The sequence below is a fragment of the Flavilitoribacter nigricans DSM 23189 = NBRC 102662 genome (genome assembly GCF_002646595.1).
Lineage (GTDB): Bacteria > Bacteroidota > Bacteroidia > Chitinophagales > Saprospiraceae > Flavilitoribacter > Flavilitoribacter nigricans.
Genome location: NZ_PDUD01000063.1, coordinates 25,264 through 46,042, shown reverse-complemented (window position 1 = coordinate 46,042; position 20,779 = coordinate 25,264). Strand labels below are relative to the sequence as shown.

Here is a 20,779-nt window from a genome sequence, read left to right as displayed (position 1 = left end):
CCCTGACTTGTGATGATGACGCCAGCCTGCTGGTTGAGATCTGGGCATGGGACGGTCTTGGCAACGGAGACTTCTGTGAGACTTACATCCTGGTACAGGACAACATGGTACAGTGTGACAGCGGCAGCGGCGCCATCGCCGGTGTGGTAACCACGGAAGAACTGGCTACAGTAGCCGGAGTACGCATCGATATGAGTGGCAACTCCTTCGCGAGCATGACCACGGGTAACGATGGACACTACATCTTCAGCGCACTGGACGAAGGATTTGACTACACCATCACGCCTCAGCTGGATGCGAATCCGCTGAACGGTGTATCTACTTTCGATCTGGTACTGATGAGCAAGCACATCCTGGGACTTCAGACCCTGGATACGCCATACAAAGTACTGGCTGCTGACGTGAACAACGACGGACGGGTAACCGCACTGGATGCCATCTCCCTGCGTCGTCTGATCCTGAACATCGATAACAAGTTTACCAACAACACGAGCTGGCGCTTTGTGGATGCAAGCTATGTGTTCTCCAATGCGTTGAACCCATGGGCGGATGAGTTCCCCGAAGTGATCAACATCAACGATCTGGCCGGAGCGATCCAGGATGCAGATTTCGTAGCGATCAAAGTGGGTGACATGAGCCTGGATGCGAAAGCTAACGCACTGATGGTTGAGACTCGTTCCAAGCAGGGTGTATTCGCACTGAACGCTGAGAACGTATCGATGCAAGCCGGAAACGAATACCGCGTAGAAGTGACGGCTGCTGAACTGGCTAAGCTGCAAGGCTTCCAGGGTACGCTGACCTTCGACAACAGCAAAGTAGAGCTGGTAGACCTGGAATACGGTGCGGCCACGGCTAATAACTTCGGCATGCACCTGGTAGGTGAAGGTATGATCACCACCAGCTGGGACGGCAAAGCTGAAAACAACGAAGTACTGTTCACCCTGGTAGTTCGCGCAAGAACGGAAGCTGAGTTGAGCAACGTATTGAGCATCAACAGCCGCGTAACGGTTGCTGAGGCATACGGAAGCAACGACGAGCTGATGGATCTGGCGATCGACTTCGGCAACGGTGAGGTAGTATCTGCCGGCTTCGAGCTGGGTCAGAACGCTCCCAACCCATTCCGTACGCAGACTACGATCAACTACAGTCTGCCGGAAGCTGCTGATGTGACCTTCACGATCACGGATGCTGCGGGCAAACTGGTACAGGTACTGCGTACTTCCGGCGTACAAGGCAAAAACGTTCTGACGCTTGAGCGTAAGGATCTGCCTGCCGGTGTGTTGTTCTACACGCTGACCACTGATGACTTTACTGCAACCAGATCCATGGTTGTTGAGTAAGCGATAAACACGGAGAAGGGAGGTCTTTTTAAGGCCTTCCAACTCGTACAGAAGGGCCGCCGGACAATGTCTGGCGGCCCTTTCTGTTTGGGGAAATTGCATCAAATTTTTAACTAAAATCTGCCGAAAAATCTGACCACCAACAAGTACAAGCTATTGCTAATTTGCAGTACATTTGTACAGTCGATAGGAGATGATTCAAGGATAATAGCATCCAAAAAAAGTCTATATCGTAAGCATATATTAATGAATTGTATTTTACCTTATTTCTTGATTCACTGTTGAATTAGTAAACTTTTAGATCCTTACAAACTTTGATGTAAGGTGGATCCAGAATAGAAATAATTTAAAAATCCACTCCAAGTCAATTCTCGACGTTTTCCACACCTTTTTGGCTTGCTGCAACAAGCTATTTCCTAATTCATATCGGAGACTTATCCACACCGCTGGATAAGCCAACCTTTAATTATTCGCTGTACAAGTTGAAGATTTACCGTACGCCGGGCGTTGCGGTAGTTTAGGTTAGTTTAATAATAACAAATTGTTTTCTCATGAAAAGAAATGAACACAGCTTGCTGGCCGTAGGCCGGCTCTTCCTGTTCGTGTTGCTGGTACTCCTATCCGGTGCTTCTCCGCTCCGGGCAGCGCACGAGGAAAACACCTCTGCTAAGGGATCATCCCGAACGATCGACGAAAGTAAAAGAACAAGTTTTGCCCTGGTAGTAACGGCGGAATCCGCAGTTGCCTTTATCTGCACCGGCGACAACCAGGTAGGAATCAAGTACACGGCTGCCGGCAACCCGGAAACTCCCAACCAGTACCTGATCGATGCGGACGCAACGGCCGAAGCGGCCGGATTTGCGGACGTAGACTGGAAAGCACTGACCGGCTCTCCGCTGAATTACGCGGTACCCGCCAACATTGCTCCCGGTAAGTACAATTTCATTTTTAAGGTACGGGACTCTAATTGTGCTTCAACCTGCGAAGCATCGGACCCCTTCACTATTGAAGTGAAAGCTGCCGATCACAACGTAGTCTGTTCCGGACAGGTGAACGTCAACCTGCAGGACGGTTGCCAGGCTACCCTGGACTGGACCAATGTACTGCAGGGCAGTCTGACCTGCCTGGACGAAGCCAACTACAAGATCACCGTGAAGGACGGCGATATGTCCAACGGTGGAGTAGTGGACGGCTGCGGAAAGTACGAATACGCCGTAACCGGCCCGAACGGTCCGGAGTGCTGGGGTTACGTACTGGCCGAAGACAAAAAAGCTCCCGAAATAAAAACCTGCCCGCCGACGGTATACGGTACCCAGAAGGGTTACGGTTATCAGGAATTTGTCTGCCAGGATCTTGGCAACCTGCTGCTGCCCGGTCAGGTCTCCTATACTTCCGACCGCGATGGAAACATCAACTACTCCAACCTGACTCCGGCCGTTAAAGCATTGCTGGATATGACCGGTTACGCCGTGTTCACCGATAACTGCGGTGATCTGATCATCACAGTGAGCGATCAGGTTGTTTACGGTTACGATAAAGATTGCGATGACGTAAAGATCATTCGCAAATTCCAGGCCAAAGATGCCTGCAAAGGTCTGCTCTCCGAGTTTTGCTACCAGGAGATCATCATCACCAAACCCGGCCTGGATGATGTGCACTGCCCGGCTGATGCCGAACTGAGCTGTGATAAAGATTTCAAACTGGACGCTAAAGGCAACCCGCATCCCGATGTAACGGGTTATCCCTGGGTATACACCGCCTTTGACCACACCGATGACAATAAGGAAAACTACAAATTCCCGCTGAAGCAGGTAATGTGTAACATCGGTACTTCCTACAAAGACGGCACCCGGATTGACGTTTGCGAAGGCACCTACAAATTTGTCCGTACCTGGACGATCCTGGACTGGTGCTCCAAGGAAACTTACGAATGTACTCAGGTGATCAAGGTGGGTGACGACAAAGCGCCCGTGGTAGAATGCGAAACTACCGACTATAACAAAGACGGCAAACCGGACCTGCGTACTTATTCTACCGGCCCGTACGACTGTACGGCTGCCTTCCAGGTGCCGATGCCTAAAGTGAAAGAGAACTGCTCCAGCTGGGAAGTACTGACGGAGGTGATCGCCGGTTCCACCAGCGGTCCGGTGGTAGCTACCATTCTGCCGGGTAAACCTCGCTATGTATCCGGTATCCCGCTGGGTTGCCACTACATTAAATACACAGTTACCGATGCTTGCGGTAACAAAGAAGTGGTCTACTGTCCTTTCCAGGTGGAAGACCAGATCGAACCTATTGCTATTTGTGATGACGATCTGAACATCTCTATTGGAGGTCAGGGCGTGGCCCGTGTTTACGCCAAAGATATTGACGAAGGAAGCTCCGACAACTGCGGTCCGGTTCGCGTGGAAGTGCGCCGCCGCATTCAGGGGGGTAAGAACTACGAATGCCTCGAGAACTTTGACTACAACAAGAACGGAAAGGTTATTGGTGACGAGATCCAGGAGAGCGTACAGTTCGGTGATCCGGACGGTACCGGTAGTGGTCAGATCTACTACTACACTCCGTGGGCGGATTACGTAGATTTCACCTGCTGTGATATGAATGCCAACGTGCGGATCGAACTGCGCGTATGGGATGACCGCAACCGCGACGGCAAACCCGGTAACACCATCGAAAAGACCTTCTGTGACGATACGGCCGCTGATGTGAAAGACAACAGCAACGTTTGCTGGATGGACGTTCTGGTGGAGGACAAACTCCCCGCCTACTGCGTACCACCGCTGCCTAAGTCTATCGACTGCGATAAACTGCCGTTCAATTTCGATCCGGAAAATGTAGAGCAGATGACGACCCTGTTCGGTACCGCCAGCGGTTCGGACAACTGCCCCGGATTCACCGTAAAAGAACTGGCTCCGCTGACTACCGGACTGAATGACTGTGGCTTTGGCCAGTTCGTTCGCCGCTTCCAGGTAACGGATGCTAAAGGACAAACTTCTACCAACAAATGTGAGCAGGTGGTGACCCTGCAGGAACAACACCACTACAAGATCAAATTCCCGAAAGATGCAGCTGCCAACTGCGGCGATCCTCAGCCGGATACGATCAAAGTAGAAGAACTGGGCTGTGACCTGCTGGCCATCAGCGTAAAAGATGATAAATTCACCGCCAGCGGTGACGAATGCTACAAGATCTTCCGGACTTACCGCGTGATCAACTGGTGTGAATACGACGGCATTTCCGATCCGGTAGTGGTTAGCCGCGACGAAGATTGCGACGGCAAACCCGGTGACGAAGACGTATGGGTGATCGTAAAAACGGTTAACAAACCGGATCCCTGCCACGATTACTACGGTGGTACTCAGGCTGCTTCCTACGCGCATACCTGGTACGACCGGGATAACGATCCGTTTAACCTGACTCCCAAAGCCGGTATCAAGGGCGAATCCTGCGAATACGAGACCAACCCGTACGGTTTCTGGAAAGAAGTAGCTCCGATCACGGAGAATGAAAGCAAAGACAGCGACAATTATCCGAAAGGATACTACGGCAATCACTGCGATGACATGGCTTCTGTCGGTTTCTGGCAGTACACCCAGGTGATCAAAGTATACGACAACGTTAAACCGATCATCGAATACACCCAGCCGGAAGCATTCTGCTCTTACTCTTCCGACTTCGGTAACGACTGCCCGGCTCCGGTGACCCTCAATTTCACGATCGATGAGAACTGTACGCCGAAAGACCTGAAAGTAACCGCTACCCTGGACGCTTACAGCGACGGTGTTATGGACGGTGACCTGACGGCTTCTATTACCGGAACCTATCCGAACTATAGCCTGAAGGGTAACTTCCCGCTGGGCACGCACCTGATACGCATCAGCGTTAAGGACGGCTGCGGTAACGCAAATGCACTGAACCTGCCTTTCGAGGTGGTTGACTGTAAAGCACCCGCTCCGATCTGTATTAACGGTCTGGCCATCGAGCTGATGCCGGTGATCCCCGCTGCGGACGTGGACGGTGACGGTGATGCCGATAAAGGTGCTATGGCGATCTGGGCGTCTGACTTCATTGCCAGTCCGTCTTCCGATTGCACCGGTGAAGTGAAATACTCCATCAACCGGGTAGGAGAGGCTGTAGATGCCGATCAGACCGGTCTGACCCTGACCTGCGACGATGATGCCAGTCTGCTGGTTGAGATCTGGGCGTGGGACGGCCTCGGCAACGGTGACTTCTGCGAAACTTACGTGCTGGTACAGGACAACCGCGTACAGTGCGACGGCGGTACGGGCTCCGTATCCGGTGTGATCGTAACTGAGGAGACCAGTACGGTGGAAGGTGTAAAAGTAGAGCTGAGCGGCGAAAAATTCGAAGGAATGACCACCAAAGCAAATGGTGATTATAAATTCAATTCTCTGCAAACCGGCTTTGACTACACTGTTACTCCCCAGTACGACGCTACTCCGCTGAACGGCGTGTCTACTTTTGACCTCGTACTGATGAGCAAACACATCCTGGGTATCAAATCGCTCGACAGCCCGTACAAACGGATTGCCGCCGATATCAACAACGACAAGAAGATCACGGCTCTGGATGCGATCGCTTTGAGAAAACTGATCCTGAATATCGATACGAAATTCAGCAGCAATACCAGCTGGCGCTTCGTTTCTGCGGACTATGTGTTCCCGAATCCGGAAAACCCGTGGAAAGAAGCCTTCCCCGAAGTGATCAACATCAACAACGTACAGGGTGAACTGGCTAAGAAAGACTTTATCGCCGTGAAGATCGGTGATATGGACCTGAGCGCCAAAGCTAACCTGCTGGAAGCGGTAACCAGATCCAGCAACGGTCGCTTCCTGTTCCAACTGGAAGAGCAGCAACTGCGCGCCGGACAGGAATACCGCGTGGCGTTCCGCGCCGATGATCTGGCCCGGATCCAGGGCTACCAGATGACCCTGCAACTGAAATCAGGCGCTGTAGAACTGGTAGATATGGAATACGGTGTGGCCCAGGCGGCAAACTTCGGTATGCAACTGGCGGCTGAAGGCCTGATCACGACTTCCTGGAACCGTTCCGGTAGCCTTACCGAGGATTATCAGTCCGATGAAGTACTGTTCACCCTGCTGGTAAAACCAAGCACGGATGTACGCCTGAGCGAAGTACTGAGCATCAGCAGCCGCCTGACGGTAGCCGAGGCTTACGATCAGGAAGACGGACTGCTGGATGTAGGTATCGAATTCAGCAACGGTACGATCAGCGCTTCCACTTTCGAACTGCAGCAAAACGTACCTAACCCATTCCGCGAAGAGACCACCATCGGTTTCTACCTGCCGGAAGCCGGTGAGGTTAGCCTGCAGGTACACGATGCGGCCGGTAGAGTGATCAAACTGGTACGCGGTACCTTCGCCCAGGGGCGCAATCAGATCCAGCTCAACCGCAGCGATCTGACGGAAGCCGGCGTACTATACTATACCCTGACTTCCGGTGATTTCACCGCTACCCGTAAGATGATCGTGGTGAAGTAGTGGGGATTGGAGGTTTGAGGAGAGAGGGGCGAGGGGTCAGGTGAGAGGTGTGAGAAGAGAGGCGTCAGGTGTGAGGTGAGAGGTGTCAGGTGGGAGCGGGTAGAGTAGAGGTATCCGGTGTAAGGTATCAGGGGGTACGTAGTAAATAGGAAAGTTTACTTCCCCCCTGACACCTCGTATCTGATACCTCGCACCTTCCACTTCCCTGACACCTGCCCCCTCCTCCCTGACACCTGCCCCCTGACACCTGCCCCCTGACACCTGACACCTCTTCCCTAACCCCTCCAAAAAAATCAAAGAATTAGCGTTAATACCAACGAGGTGTGTTCGGCAACTGGCCGGGCACACCTCGTTCATTTGGTAAAATTGTCAAAGTATTGTGAAGTATTAATAAATTCTCTTATTTTTGTTTTTGAAATAATAAGCATAGGTGACATCCTAACACATTCATTTTTTCCCTTCCGTAAACAGGCTCAATGATTTGAGGGGGCCTTATACCTTGAGAAAGCTTTGAGAACCTGGCTTTACCAGATCTGGAGATGTCTTTCTACCCACACAACGCATCTTAAAAAAGGTAAAGTTCTTTTTTAATTAAAGACAAATTTGCAATTTGCTGAGCGTCGGAGATGAGCATAGATAAATCCCATAAATAACTATTGCTGATCCCGGACTTAGCGGTGACGACCAACTGAATTAAAAGACGACCAGCTGTTGAGTTTGATCAACGGCCATTTTAGATTATTACTACTACTAAACAAATCATTATCTCATGAAAGGTACATCTTGCCTGATTCCTGCTTCCCTGAGGTTTGTCCTGTTCTGCTTGATCGGGGCGGGCTTGATTCTTCCCAATGAAGCTTTTGCCAGCGAAAACAATTTTCCATCGGAATTCGATCTGACCTGTTCCAACCAGGTCAATGTCAATCTGCAGGGCGACTGCCAGGCGTTACTGGTGGCCGAGAATCTGTTACTCGGGGATAAGACCGGGCTCGATATGTCCCTGTATTCCATTGTGGTAGATGACGCGGATAAATCCAATGGCGGCACGGTGGACGGCTGCGGTACGTTCATCTATGAGATCAGCGGACCGGATAATTTCGGTTGCTGGGGTTATGTGACGGCGGAAGACAAAGAACCCGTTGCCATTGAATGTCTCGAAGATATCAACGGCTACGAAACGGAAGCCGGATTTGTAGAGTTCCTGTGCTCTGACCTGGATACCCTGCTGATCAAAGGCGTGGCCGAGTATACCACCGATGCGGACGGCAACGTGGTAGAGATCTCCGATGAGCTGAAAAAGATCCTGGATATTACCGGTTATCCGACCATCATCGAAAACTGCGGTGATGTAGTCGTTACCGTTAAGGATGAAGTAGTAGTACCTGATGACAATTGCCTACGGACGAGTATCAAAAGAACTTTCACGGCAACCAATAGTGCCTGTCTGGAATCTTCCGCCAGTTGTGTTACCAATATTTATTTCAATCTTCCTGACCTGGATGATGTAGACCTGCCGAAAGAAACCGTCGAACTGGAATGTTCTGACGAATTCGAACTCGATGATAAGGGCAATCCCCATCCGGATGAGACCGGTTACCCAACGGTGACCTCTGCCTTCGGCACCTATGATCTGAACGATACCTACTGCAACCTGGGAGCCAGCTATAAAGATGGCGAACGCGTTGAAGTGTGCGAGGGTACCTACAAGATCGTTCGTAGCTGGCAGATCCTGGACTGGTGCAACGGTCTGGAACGGATCCTCGAAGCAAGCCAGGTGATCAAGGTGGTGGACTCCAAAGGCCCCGTGGTCATGTGCGAACCGGTGGATTACGACCACGACGGTATCAGCGATCTGCGCACTTACTCTACCGGCCCTTACGACTGCACGGCTTCCTTCGAAGTACCGATGCCGATCGTTGAGGACGAATGCTCCAGCTGGACGGTCCTGACGGAGATCCTGGCCGGTGGATACGAAGGCCCGGTGGTAGCTACCATCCTGCCGGACAAATCCCGTTATGTAAGCGGTATTCCGCTGGGATGCCACGTGATCCGTTACACCGTGGTGGACGATTGCGGCAATAAAACGGTTAAGCTGTGCCCTTTCCAGATCGAAGACCAGGTTGCTCCGATCGCAGTTTGTGATGATGATCTGCACATCGGTATCGGCGGTCTGGGTTATGCCCGTGTTGATGCAACGGATATTGACGAAGGCAGCTCCGACAATTGCGGTCCGATCCGCGTTGAAGTACGTCGCCGGATCCTGGATATTACCACGTATGACTGTCTGGATATCTTTGATACGGATGGCAACGGCGTGGTGATTAACGATGAAGTCCGTTTGAGTGCCGAATTCGGCGATCCGGACGGAGACGGCGTTCCCGGTGAATTTTTCTACTACACGCCCTGGGAAGAATACGTAGAATTCTCCTGCTGCGATATGAACGAGAACGTCCGCATTGAACTGCGGGTGTGGGATGATCGCAACGGCAACGGCTACCCGGGTGATACCGACGAAGTGGACCTTTGCTTCAACTACGAAGAGACCAGCCTGGTGACCGATAATTACAATGTATGCTGGTTGGATGTACTGATCGAGGATAAGGTAGAACCCGTTTGTGTTCCGCCGCTGCCCGCAGAGATAGACTGCAATGCACTGCCTTTCGATTTCGATCCGACCGATGCGGACCAGATGACCGAACTGTTCGGTGCGGCCGAAGGAAGCGACAACTGCCCGGACTGGACGGTAACTGAACTGGACCCGGTCACCGATAATATCAATGACTGCGGTGCCGGCTCTTTCGTACGTCGTTTTGAAGTGACGGACGCCAAGGGCATCAAATCCGCTACCTGCGAGCAGGTGATCACCATCCACCAGATCCACGATTACTGGATCAAATTCCCCGCCGATGCGCAGGCAGAATGCGGTACGCCGACCCCGGATACCGTAATGGTCAAAGAAGATGCCTGTGATCTGCTGGCGATTAGCGTGAAAGATGAGTTCTTCTCCGCTTCCGGAGATGAGTGTTATAAGATCTTCCGTACGTACTCCGTGATCAACTGGTGTGAGTACGACGGCGAATCCGGTCCTGTGGTAGTCAACCGCGACGAAGATTGCGACGGTTACCCCGGTGATGAGGATGTATACGTGATCGTAAAAACCCGTAAAGATACCGATCCCTGTGCTGATTACTACGGCGGAGAGCCGGCTGAATCTTACCAGCACGTATGGTACGATCGGGATTCCGATCCTTTCAATCTGCTGCCAATGGCCGGTACGAAAGGCGAAGATTGTGACTATGAGACCAATCCGTTCGGATTTTGGAAAGAGGTTATTCCGATTACCGAAAACGAACCTAAAGATAAAGATACGGACAACTATCCCGAAGGATACTACGGTGACCACTGTGAAACTATGGCTTCCGTGGGTTACTGGCAGTACACCCAGGTGATCAAGGTATACGATACGGTCAACCCGATCGTGAGCTGGGATGAAATGGATCCGTTCTGTTCTTACTCCAGCGATTTTGACAACGGTTGCCCGGCGGAAGTAACCATCAACTTCAGTGTTGATGAGAACTGTACACCGGATGATCTGACGATCAAATTGTTCCTGGATGCCGATGCCGACGGTGTGATCGACGAAGAGATCACCGATCTGCTGAGCGGTACCTATCCGAACTACAGCGTAACGGGAACCTTCCCGCTGGGTACGCACTCCCTCGGAGTTTCCGTAGATGACGGTTGCGGCAATCAGGTAGGCATCAACATTCCTTTCGAAGTTGCAGACTGCAAAGCACCGGTACCGACCTGTCTGAACGGTCTGGCGATCGAACTGATGCCGGTCATCCCCGCAGAAGACGTAAACGGCGACGGTGTGATCGACGACGGAGCCATGACGATCTGGGCCAGCGACTTTGTGGCCAGCCCGGCTTACGACTGCTCCGGTGAAGTGACTTATTCCATCAACCGCTCTATCGGTGAAACGCCCGATCCTTCCAAAACTGCTCTGACCCTGACCTGTAGCGATCCGCCCAATACGCTGATCCAGATCTGGGCTTACGACGCAGCCGGTAATTCCGACCTCTGTGAAACCTACCTGCTGGTTCAGGATAATATGGTTCAGTGTAACGGACTCACCGGCGGCGGTGCCGTAGCCGGGGTAGTTGCGCTGGAAAGCTCAGTAGCCGTGCAGGATGTGGAAGTAAGTGTAAGTGGACAGGAACTGATGGGCGCGATGACCGATGTGGAAGGTCGCTACACCATCGAAGGCCTGGAAGAAGGGTTCGACTACTCGCTGATCGCTCATAAAAATGAAAATCCGCTGAACGGGGTATCTACTTTTGACCTCGTACTGATGAGCAAGCATATTCTGGGCACCCAGTTGCTGGACAGTCCGTACAAAATGATCGCTGCCGACGTGAACAACTCCGGTACGATCACTTCGATGGATGCCATCTCCCTGCGTCGCCTGGTACTGAACATCGATACGAAATTCTCCAACAATTCCAGTTGGCGATTCATTCCGAGACGTTTTGATTTCCCGAATGCGAGCAACCCGTGGAGCGCTCCTTTCCCCGAAGTGTTGAACATCAACAACCTGCAGGGAACGGTTACCGACCGCAGTTTTGTAGCGATCAAGATCGGTGACCTGAACAGCAGCGCCATCGGCAACGTGGCCCAAGGCAATCCGAGAAATATCCAGGGGGCCTTTGCGCTGGATCTGGACGAACAGCAACTACAGGCCGGCGGTACTTACCGCGTGGATTTCCGGGCTAAGGACCTCGCCGATATCCAGGGCTTCCAGGGAACGATCAATTTGGAACAGGGTGCTGTAGAACTGATCGATATCGAAGCGGGTGTACTGACTATGGATAATTTCGGACTCCGCCTGATCGACGAAGGGTTCATCACCACGAGCTGGCACCGCATCGGAGACCTACAGACTTCCGGTGAGGAGATACTCTTTACGCTGATCCTGCGGTCCCGCACGGAGGCGCCGCTGAGCGAGGTCATTCGCCTCTCCAGCCGCCAGACGGTAGCGGAAGCCTACAACAATAATGACGAACTGCTGGACCTCAATCTCAGCTTCGGCGCGGAAGCGCAGGCGGCGGGTATCGAACTGTATCAGAACCGTCCGAACCCGTTCTTTGAAGATTCCCAGATCGGATTCTATCTGCCGGAAGCGGCATCGGTTAGTCTGACTATCCACGATGCCAGCGGTAGAATGATCAAGCTGATCCGTGGTGATTTTGCCCGTGGTAACCACCAGTTCAATATCCGACGCAGTGACCTGGCCAGCTCCGGTGTCCTGTACTATACGCTGACAAGCGGCACCTTTACCGCTACTAAGAAGATGATCATCATCGAATAAACTGCAATTAAAGACAGATCTTTATAAAGCCGGCGGAGCGGATTTCCAGTGTGAAATTCGCTCCGCTTGCATTAGAGGGCAATTTTCCGAAGAGGAAATTTCCCGGAACAGGTATTTTTATCTACATTTGCTTCAGAAGAGATGATTACCGCATAATTCCCCTCTGCTGCGGTAAGAAACTAACCACTTTATTCTAAATCTACCATAGAACCGATGTACAGCGCCCGTTCGTTACCGAATGGCTGATCCTTCTTGGTTTAAATTAAATTCCAGGTAGATTTATTCCCTTACACATTTTTCAAATTGGCATTGGAACGCCCGGGTGAATTGCCATTGTGGTAGTTGCTCACGATGCGGTATTCCGTTTAGCTCTTATCTGTGGATCTGCGGGAAAACCCGTTTATCCGGTTCCCTTACATAATAACCTCATCCGGCTGCGGGCCGGATAAAAACCTGATCACGAGATTCGGGCGGATCGCTTGCATCCGGCTTCGTACGTGTACGAGCTGTGTCCAGGCCGATCCCTCATCTTTAAACTCCCCATTTATGTGACCCAATCATTCGGTACCTGGCCGGGACGGTTGAACCCATAACCGTTCCCGTTGCTGCGTACGTTGGATTGGATGATTCACTAATTCCCCGGTAAAAAATTAGGGGGTGTTTGGGATTTTTTCTTAGTGGCGTTTGCAGTCCGATTAATAATTCCTAAACAGACTTTTAAAACAGTTTCAAAGAGAGAACAACACACAAAGACGACCATAAACAATTTTACACCTTATGAACAAACACAATGAACACACCGGCCGGAGGCTGGCCGGGCACACCCATATTCCACGTATAGCCTCCAGATCGTTCCTGTTTTTCCTGATCTTCATTTTCGGGAGTACAACTTTCGCCGCCCGCCTGGCCGGGCAGGACCCGGCACCCAACCTGGAAGCGCTGCTAAACGTATCCGGTGTCGATTTCGCTCCGGATCCGCAGGCATGCGGACAGTTCAACCTCATACTGGACCTCTGCGTAGCCAATACCGGGTATATTCCCGGTGAGGACGGAGCCTACGGCGCCCAACTAACGGCGCTGCGGGCCCAACTGGACCTGGAAGCGGCATTGGGAGAGGCGCTGATCGACCTGGACGGCCCGCCGCAGGTGATCACTTCGATGGGTTACGATCTCACCAAACTGGGGAACCCACCCACTGCCGAACGATTGCCCGCTATCCGGCCCGATTACAACGGTCGGACGGAAACCGAATTACTCAACACCGATGGTACTTTGTACCCCGGAGAAAGCTTTTGCGTTCGTCTGGCGGTTACGATCGATCCCGGTCAACTCAGCCCGGAGGCTGCCGCCACGATCAGCTTCCAGGCCGGCGTGGCCGGCGTAGCCGAAAGTCATGGCTACTACCAGCAGGCCGGAGGACCAAGCATGGTAAACGATCTGAGTTCGGGGACCTGGAGTTTTGACGGTTCCTACGATGATCCCGATGATCCAACGATCTTCGTGGATTGCTGGCAACAGGTACAACCGCTGGTGGTACCCGGCCAGGTGAATATATCCGCCAATATCCTTTGCGGTGTTTGTCTGGAACCGGAGGAACTCATCACCGGGTCGGCCGATCAGTGCGGGACGGATGCTTTCCCGCTGGGCGGCTTTTACCGCATTTCGGTACCCGGAGTAGGGGAGGACCTGCTCGAAGCCTGTGTGGACGGCAAATCCATTGTAAACGGCAAATTCAGTTACTCCATCCGGACGGTGAATAATGCCTGCAGCACTTCCTGGGGAGAAGTCTACCTGGAAGACAATACCTTGCCGGGACTGGCCTGCTGGAAACCTCATTCAGCCGTTGACGGCAAACCGCTTTTTTGTGAGGATATTGATCTGCTCCTACTCGAAGGCGTACACAGCTACAAAGTAGGGGAGTTCGGGACCGTAGTGGAGGCATCGGAGCCTTTGAAGACGATCCTGGACTGGACCGGCTACGCTTCGGCTTTTGACAATTGCGGGGAATTGACCATCTACGTTTCGGACGAACTGCTGGATGGCGGAGATTGTGAAGACCGGACGATCGAACGTACCTTTTGGGTCGAGGCCCGGATCAACGGGGAAACCCAGTCGGAGTCCTGCATTCAAACCCTGCACTTCACGGTGCCGCATCTAGCGGATGTTTCCGTGCCGGATGATGCCGAACTGGCCTGTACCGACGATTTCGCACTGGATGCCAACGGCCATCCCCATCCGGAGGTCACCGGTTATCCCGAAGTCACTTCCGGAATGGGTACCTATGCCCTGGCTTCGACCTTCTGTAACCTGGGCGCCAGTTACCAGGACAGTGAGCCGGTGGAAGCCTGTGGAGGTACCTACAAAATATTCCGGCACTGGCAGATCCTGGACTGGTGCGCGGAAAGCGGATCACAGCTATCCGAATACGATCAGGTGATCAAAGTGGTAGATAAGCAGGGGCCCGAGGTCAGCTGCGTTGAACCGGATTACGATCAGGACGGTCAGCCGGATATCCTGACGTTCTCCACCGGTCCCTACGATTGCACCGCCGCCTTTTCGGCACCGCTGCCCCTGGTTTCGGATGCCTGTTCGAACTGGGAGGTACTGACGGAAGTCCTGCAGGACGAAAGCGTGCTCGCGACCGTATCGCCCGGGGCGGATCGTTATATCAGTGGCCTGGCCGTAGGTTGTTATAATTTTCGGTATACGGTGACGGACGAATGCGGGAACCGGACGGTGGTTTACTGTCCGTTCTACGTAGAAGACCGTGTGGCCCCGATCGCAGTTTGTAATGACGACCTCCACATCAGTATCGGTGGAGCGGGAACCGCCCGGGTGACCGCAGCGGATATTGATGAAGGCAGCAACGATAATTGCGGAACGATCCGGGTCGAAGTGCGCCGGCGGATCCTGGATATTGAGCAATACGAATGTCTGGACAATTTTGACCTGGACGGAAACGGGATCGTGCTGAATGATGAAGTTCGGCTGAGCGCCGAATTTGGCGATACCGATGCGTTCGGCGTGCCCGGTGAATACTTTTACTATACGCCCTGGGAAGCATACGTCGATTTCTCCTGTTGCGATATGAACGAGAACGTTCGTATTGAAATGCGGGTTTGGGACGACGCCAACGGCAACGGCTGGGCCGGCGACTCCATCGAATCGGAAAATTGCTTCGACGGAGAAAAATACGTGGCTACGGATAATTACAATGTCTGCTGGCTCGATGTCCTGATCGAAGATAAAGTGGCTCCCGGGTGTGTGCCGCCGCTGCCGGTCACTACGGATTGTAATGCCCTGCCTTTCGACTTCGATCCGCAGAATGAACTCCAGATGGCTTCGCTCTTCGGTGCGGCGTCCGGACAGGACAATTGCCCCGGCTGGCAGGTGGAAGAACTGGAGGCCCAGACGGACGGCCTGACCGATTGCGGGGCAGGAAGTTTCGTACGCCGGTTTCGGGTGACGGATGCCAAGGGCATCAGCTCCGACATCTGTGAACAACGGGTAGAGATCCGGCAGGTCCACGATTACTGGATCAAATTCCCGGCGGATGCCGCTGCCGATTGCGGAGTACCCGTAGTGGATACCATTATGACCAGCGAAGGTGCCTGCGATCTGCTGGCCATCAGCGTGCAGGAAGATCGCTTTGCTGCTTCCGGGGACGAATGCTACAAAATATTCCGGACCTATTCGGTGATCAACTGGTGTGAATACGACGGCCAGGCGGATCCCGTAGTGGTGAGCCGGGACGAAGACTGCGACGGCCGTCCCGGTGACGAAAGCGTTTTCGTCATTGTCCGTACTCAGGCGGATCCGGATCCCTGTTCCGATCCTTACGCGGGTACCGATGCATCTGTTTACCAGCACGTATGGTACGATCGGGATGCCGATCCATTCAATACCGTTCCGGCGGCAGGCACCAAAGGCGAGGCGTGTGATTACACAACGAACCCCGCCGGCTTTTGGAAAGAACTGAGCCCGCTGACGGAGAACGAAGAGCACGATAGTGATGACTATCCCGCCCGGGGAACGGCCAATTGCGATATCGCCTCCACGGGTTACTGGCAATACACCCAGGTGATCAAAGTATACGATACGACCGATCCGGTAATTACGTATGAAATTCCCGATCCCTTCTGTTCGTTTTCCGGAAATGAAGATCAGGGGTGCCCGGCTGACGTCCTTATCGACTTCCGGGTAGCAGAAAACTGCACCCCCGAAGACCTAACGATCCAGGTAGAACTGGATGCATTTGCCGACGGCGAGCTCGATGGAGACCTCAGCGATCAGCTTAGCGGCCAGTATCCGGATTATACCCTGAGCGGCACTTTCCCGCTGGGTGATCACCGACTACTGATAACCGTTAGCGACGGCTGTGGGAACCGGTCCGGTCAGGAAATTCTCTTCTCGGTAGTGGATTGCAAGGCACCGGGCCCGATCTGTCTGAACGGTCTGGCCGTGGATCTGATGCCGGTAATTCCGGAAGAAGATATCGACGGCGACGGAGTGGCGGATAATGGGGCGGTCACCATCTGGGCTTCGGATTTCATTGCCAGCCCGGTATCCGATTGTTCCGGCCCGGTTAGCTATTCGATCAATCGCTCGCTGACGGAAAGTCCGGACCCCTCGCAAACGTCACTGACTCTCGTTTGCGGCGATGCCCCCACCCAACTGATCCAGATCTGGGCGTACGATGCAGCCGGCAACGCCGATCTGTGCGAAACTTACCTTATGGTGCAGGATAATCTGGTGCAATGTGACGGTAGCCAGGGCGCTATTGCGGGCACGATCCGCACGGAAACAGCGGTCTCGGTACCCGGTGTAGCGGTTCATATCAGCGGCAACACCTCCGCCGAACGCCAAACCGATGGGACCGGCCATTACCGTTTCGGAGAACTCGCGGAAGGCTATGACTATTCCATTACGCCGCAACTGGATACGGACCCGCTGAATGGCGTTTCTACCTTCGACCTCATCCTGATGAGCAAACATATTCTGGGCACCCAGGGTTTGGAGAGCCCATACCAGATGATCGCGGCAGATGTCAACAATTCCGGCAGTATCACTTCTCTCGATGCTATCGCACTCCGGCGATTGATCCTGAACATCGATCTGGAGTTCGGGAACAACACCAGTTGGCGTTTTGTACCGACGGCTTATCGCTTTCCGTTACCGGGGGATCCCTGGCAGGTGCCCTTCCCGGAAGTGGCTCACATCAACGACCTGCAGGGAGACAGGGGAGACCAGGAATTTGTAGGGATCAAGATCGGAGACCTGAATGGTAGTGTCATTACCGATGCGCTGGCGGCGACATCACGCGGGACCGGTGCCGCCTTGCAGCTTACCGTGGCAGCAAGTTTATTGCAGCCCAATCAAACGGAACGCATCCCCGTACGGGCGGATGATCTGGCTGCGTACCAGGGTTTTCAGGGTACCCTGCAATGGACCGATGAACGGATAGAGATCCTGGGCATCGAGCCGGGGATTATGGAAAGAGAGCACTTTGGGTTAAACCGTTTGCCGGAAGGTACGCTGACCTTCAGCTGGTACGGTGCCGAGTTGGAAGAACCGGACGAACCCCTGTTTACCTTATTGGTGAGGGCACGTCAGGAAGTTCAGATCAGTGAGGTATTGCTTCTTTCCTCCCGTCTGACGCGGGCAGAGGCCTACGATCGGGAGGGAACGCTGCGGCCGCTGGCGCTGGAATTTGTTACCTCATCGGTACCGACCTCCGTTCGGCTGGAACAGAATTTCCCGAACCCTTTTCGCGGAACTTCCCAGATCGGGTTCTACCTGCCGGAAGCGGCCGGTATTCAGTTACAGATCCGTGATGCCTCCGGCCGCTTACTTAAGACCATGGGCGGAGACTTTGGACCTGGTCATCACCGATTGAGCCTCGATCGAAACGAATTGGGAGGTAGCGGCGTTCTGTATTACACCCTGACGAGCGGTAATTTTACGGCCACCCGTAAAATGATCGTGCTGGACTAACAAAATAATGCAAAATTCGGATCTGCTGCGATACTTTTAACAAGGTATCGCAGCAGCTATTTTACCAGCGATCCAGTTCTACGGAAATGTGGTCGTGTTGCGGTTCAAAATCAAAGACGACCTCCTGGAAACGCGGTAAGCGCCATTTGGACCGCGGCTTTTTGGAAAAGGCATAAGGTTCGGTAGGAATGCCCAGCCAGTTGCGATCCATGGTGCCGTTGCCGTTCACATCGTGCATGATGGCTACGGCACAGGGGCCGAATTTGACGTGATCGACGGGGATGTTCACCGTGCCGGTGTGGTCTACATCGTATCCCTTCAGCACGGCTTTTTCCTTGATGAGAAAATTTTCTTCCGAATCGTAGACACCGACCCAGATCGTCCCCTGGGCGTGTTGCACATTCCGGACCTTCAGGTAAAGGACCCCTTTTTCCGGTTCTCCGTTGGAAGCGGAAAGGTAATACAGCGGCAACAGCAGTAGAAAGTATAAACGCAACATAATCAGGTGTAAATCAGCTCATGCAATTTAGACGGAAGCAGGCGATAAAAATTGTCCTGGTGCAGACCGGAACCGGATATTCGTAAAATTAGCAAGAATCGCGCCGCTTTTAGAGGGGCGATCAGCCTGCGGGACGGCCTGTTCCGTTTTCGACCTGGCCTTACCGGTCAGATTTCTTCCTGATCCAGATCCGTTTTGCCCACGTATACGAGGATGAACCCGATGATCACCATGGCCAGCTTGGCCACAAAACCAAACAGGGCACCCATCCGGTCCAGCCAGACCAGGTAGGATAGTTTCACACCCACGATACTGAGTACAAGGGCCAGGAATCCGACGCCGGCCAGTAAAAAACCAATGGTAGTAATGGTTACTCTGGTATTTTCAGTCATAATTTCCGTTTGTAAAAATTCACACAAATAACAACTATTCTTTCCATTTGATGGTTGAAAAAGGGCTAATTTTGTCAGAAATCGAAAGTTGCCAGCATAAAACCTATGGTGAAAATAATCGAATGTCCCCGGGATGCAATGCAGGGGCTGAAAACCTTTATCCCTACCGAAACCAAAGCCGCTTATCTCAATGAATTGCTGCGCGTCGGCTTCCACACTCTGGATTTCGGCAGTTTCGTTTCTCCCAAGGCCATTCCGCAGATGCGGGATACGGCCGAAGTACTTAGTCAACTGGACCTTTCCAATACCGACACCAAACTACTGGCCATCGTCGCCAACCGACGGGGGGCGGAATCCGCCATCGCCTTTCCGGAGATCGATTATCTGGGCTACCCCTTTTCCATATCCGAGACCTTTCAGTTGCGAAATACAAACGCCACCATTGCCGAATCCCTCGAGCGGGTACAGGAAATTCAGGAACTCTGTGTGGCCCACAACAAGGAAATGGTGATCTATATTTCCATGGGTTTCGGCAATCCCTACGGCGATCCCTGGAATGTGGAGATCGCCCAGCGCTGGGTGGATGAACTGGAAACCATGGGGATCACCATCTTTCAGCTTTCCGACACCATCGGCGTGGCGAATCCCGCGAATATTGCCTATCTGTTCAGTTCGCTGATCCCGGCTTATCCGGACCTGGAGATCGGTGCCCATTTCCATACCCAGCCGCACAACTGGGAAGAAAAGGTGAAAACTGCTTACGAAAACGGCTGCCGCCGCTTTGACGGAGCCATTAAGGGCTTTGGCGGATGCCCGATGGCCAAGGATGATCTGACCGGAAATATGCCCACCGAGAAGCTGTTGGCCTTTTTTGAAGAAGCAGAGGTTCCTACCGGAGTGGACCGGAAATTATTTCTCGAGGCGATGCAGGATGCCGTAGAAGTATTCCCCTAAGGTAATACCCTTCTGCTGGTAATACCCAAATACAAAGCGGGGTGTCGCACTGTGCAACACCCCGCTTCGTATCGGGTCCGTATACTCCGGTCAATTATGCGGAAAAGGAAGTCCCGCAACCGCAGGTATCGGAAGCATTCGGATTATTGAAAGTAAAACCCCGGTTATTCAGTCCTTCTACCCAGTCGATCTCCATGCCGATCAGATAGATGCCGTGGGATTTTTCCATGAGCACCTTGATGCCGTGCACTTCAAAAACCTGGTCTTTTTCTTTCTGGACGTCGAAACCGAGAATATAGGAAAACCCGGAACAGCCACCACCTTTCACGCCGATGCGTAGGCCGTGATCCTCCGGTACGTTCTGCTCTGCTCGGATGCGCAACAGTTGATTAATGGCTCCCTCCGTCAGGGAAACGGGAGCGTTTGTTATTGTGGCGTTCATTGTATCAATCATTTTTTGTCAGGTCCTGCATATCACTCCGGGCGATATACCACTAAGGATACTATGCAAAACTAAGCAAAATAATAACGTCAAAGGTAGCCTTTTGGTTGGCTTATTGGCCAATGGATGTTACATTTGTCGGATTCGTGTTCTGTAGCATTAAGTTCACCTGATAATTCCGGCCCCTGTTTTGGCACTATCCCTGATGGCTGCAACCGCCCATCGCCACGGCAGATCTCTTTCCTGCAATCCGGTTGGTGTC

Annotated in this window: 8 protein-coding genes; 5 read left to right on the top strand and 3 right to left on the bottom strand. The window is 52.8% G+C overall.

The genetic code is table 11. The features are described 5' to 3' along the window. The 4 genes from CRP01_RS38890 to CRP01_RS38875 form a co-directional block, all read left to right on the top strand. On the top strand, positions 1-1,340 hold a 1,340-nt coding region (locus tag CRP01_RS38890), incomplete at its 5' end, for a T9SS type A sorting domain-containing protein (protein WP_143473733.1). Between the two features lie 551 nt (positions 1,341-1,891). Beyond that, positions 1,892-6,865 (top strand): T9SS type A sorting domain-containing protein, encoded by a 4,974-nt coding sequence (locus CRP01_RS38885; RefSeq protein ID WP_099155510.1) that lies wholly within the window; start codon positions 1,892-1,894, stop codon positions 6,863-6,865. A gap of 769 nt (positions 6,866-7,634) precedes the next feature. Continuing rightward, a complete protein-coding gene (locus CRP01_RS38880; protein ID WP_099155509.1) occupies positions 7,635-12,236 on the top strand; it encodes a T9SS type A sorting domain-containing protein in 4,602 nt (1,533 codons plus the stop codon). Positions 12,237-13,013: 777 nt separating this feature from the next. Continuing rightward, positions 13,014-18,230 (top strand): T9SS type A sorting domain-containing protein, encoded by a 5,217-nt coding sequence (locus CRP01_RS38875; RefSeq protein ID WP_099155508.1) that lies wholly within the window; start codon positions 13,014-13,016, stop codon positions 18,228-18,230. Positions 18,231-18,291: 61 nt separating this feature from the next. On the opposite strand, the gene CRP01_RS38870 is transcribed toward CRP01_RS38875, so the two are convergent. Both CRP01_RS38870 and CRP01_RS38865 read right to left on the bottom strand, forming a co-directional pair. Beyond that, the gene (locus CRP01_RS38870; RefSeq protein ID WP_099155507.1) at positions 18,292-18,729 is read right to left on the bottom strand and encodes a DUF2141 domain-containing protein; all 438 of its coding nucleotides are present in this window, start codon (positions 18,727-18,729) and stop codon (positions 18,292-18,294) included. A 167-nt stretch (positions 18,730-18,896) separates the two neighbouring features. Beyond that, complete coding sequence (locus tag CRP01_RS38865; protein WP_099155506.1) at positions 18,897-19,121, bottom strand: hypothetical protein; 225 nt, start codon at positions 19,119-19,121, stop codon at positions 18,897-18,899. A 105-nt stretch (positions 19,122-19,226) separates the two neighbouring features. Between CRP01_RS38865 and CRP01_RS38860 the strand changes: the two genes are divergently transcribed. Further along, positions 19,227-20,075 (top strand): hydroxymethylglutaryl-CoA lyase, encoded by an 849-nt coding sequence (locus CRP01_RS38860; protein ID WP_099155505.1) that lies wholly within the window; start codon positions 19,227-19,229, stop codon positions 20,073-20,075. A 94-nt stretch (positions 20,076-20,169) separates the two neighbouring features. Here the strand turns inward: CRP01_RS38860 and CRP01_RS38855 are convergent, their stop codons facing one another. Then, positions 20,170-20,517, bottom strand: coding sequence for a HesB/IscA family protein (locus CRP01_RS38855; RefSeq protein ID WP_099155504.1), 348 nt, complete (start codon positions 20,515-20,517; stop codon positions 20,170-20,172). Positions 20,518-20,779 lie beyond the last annotated feature (262 nt).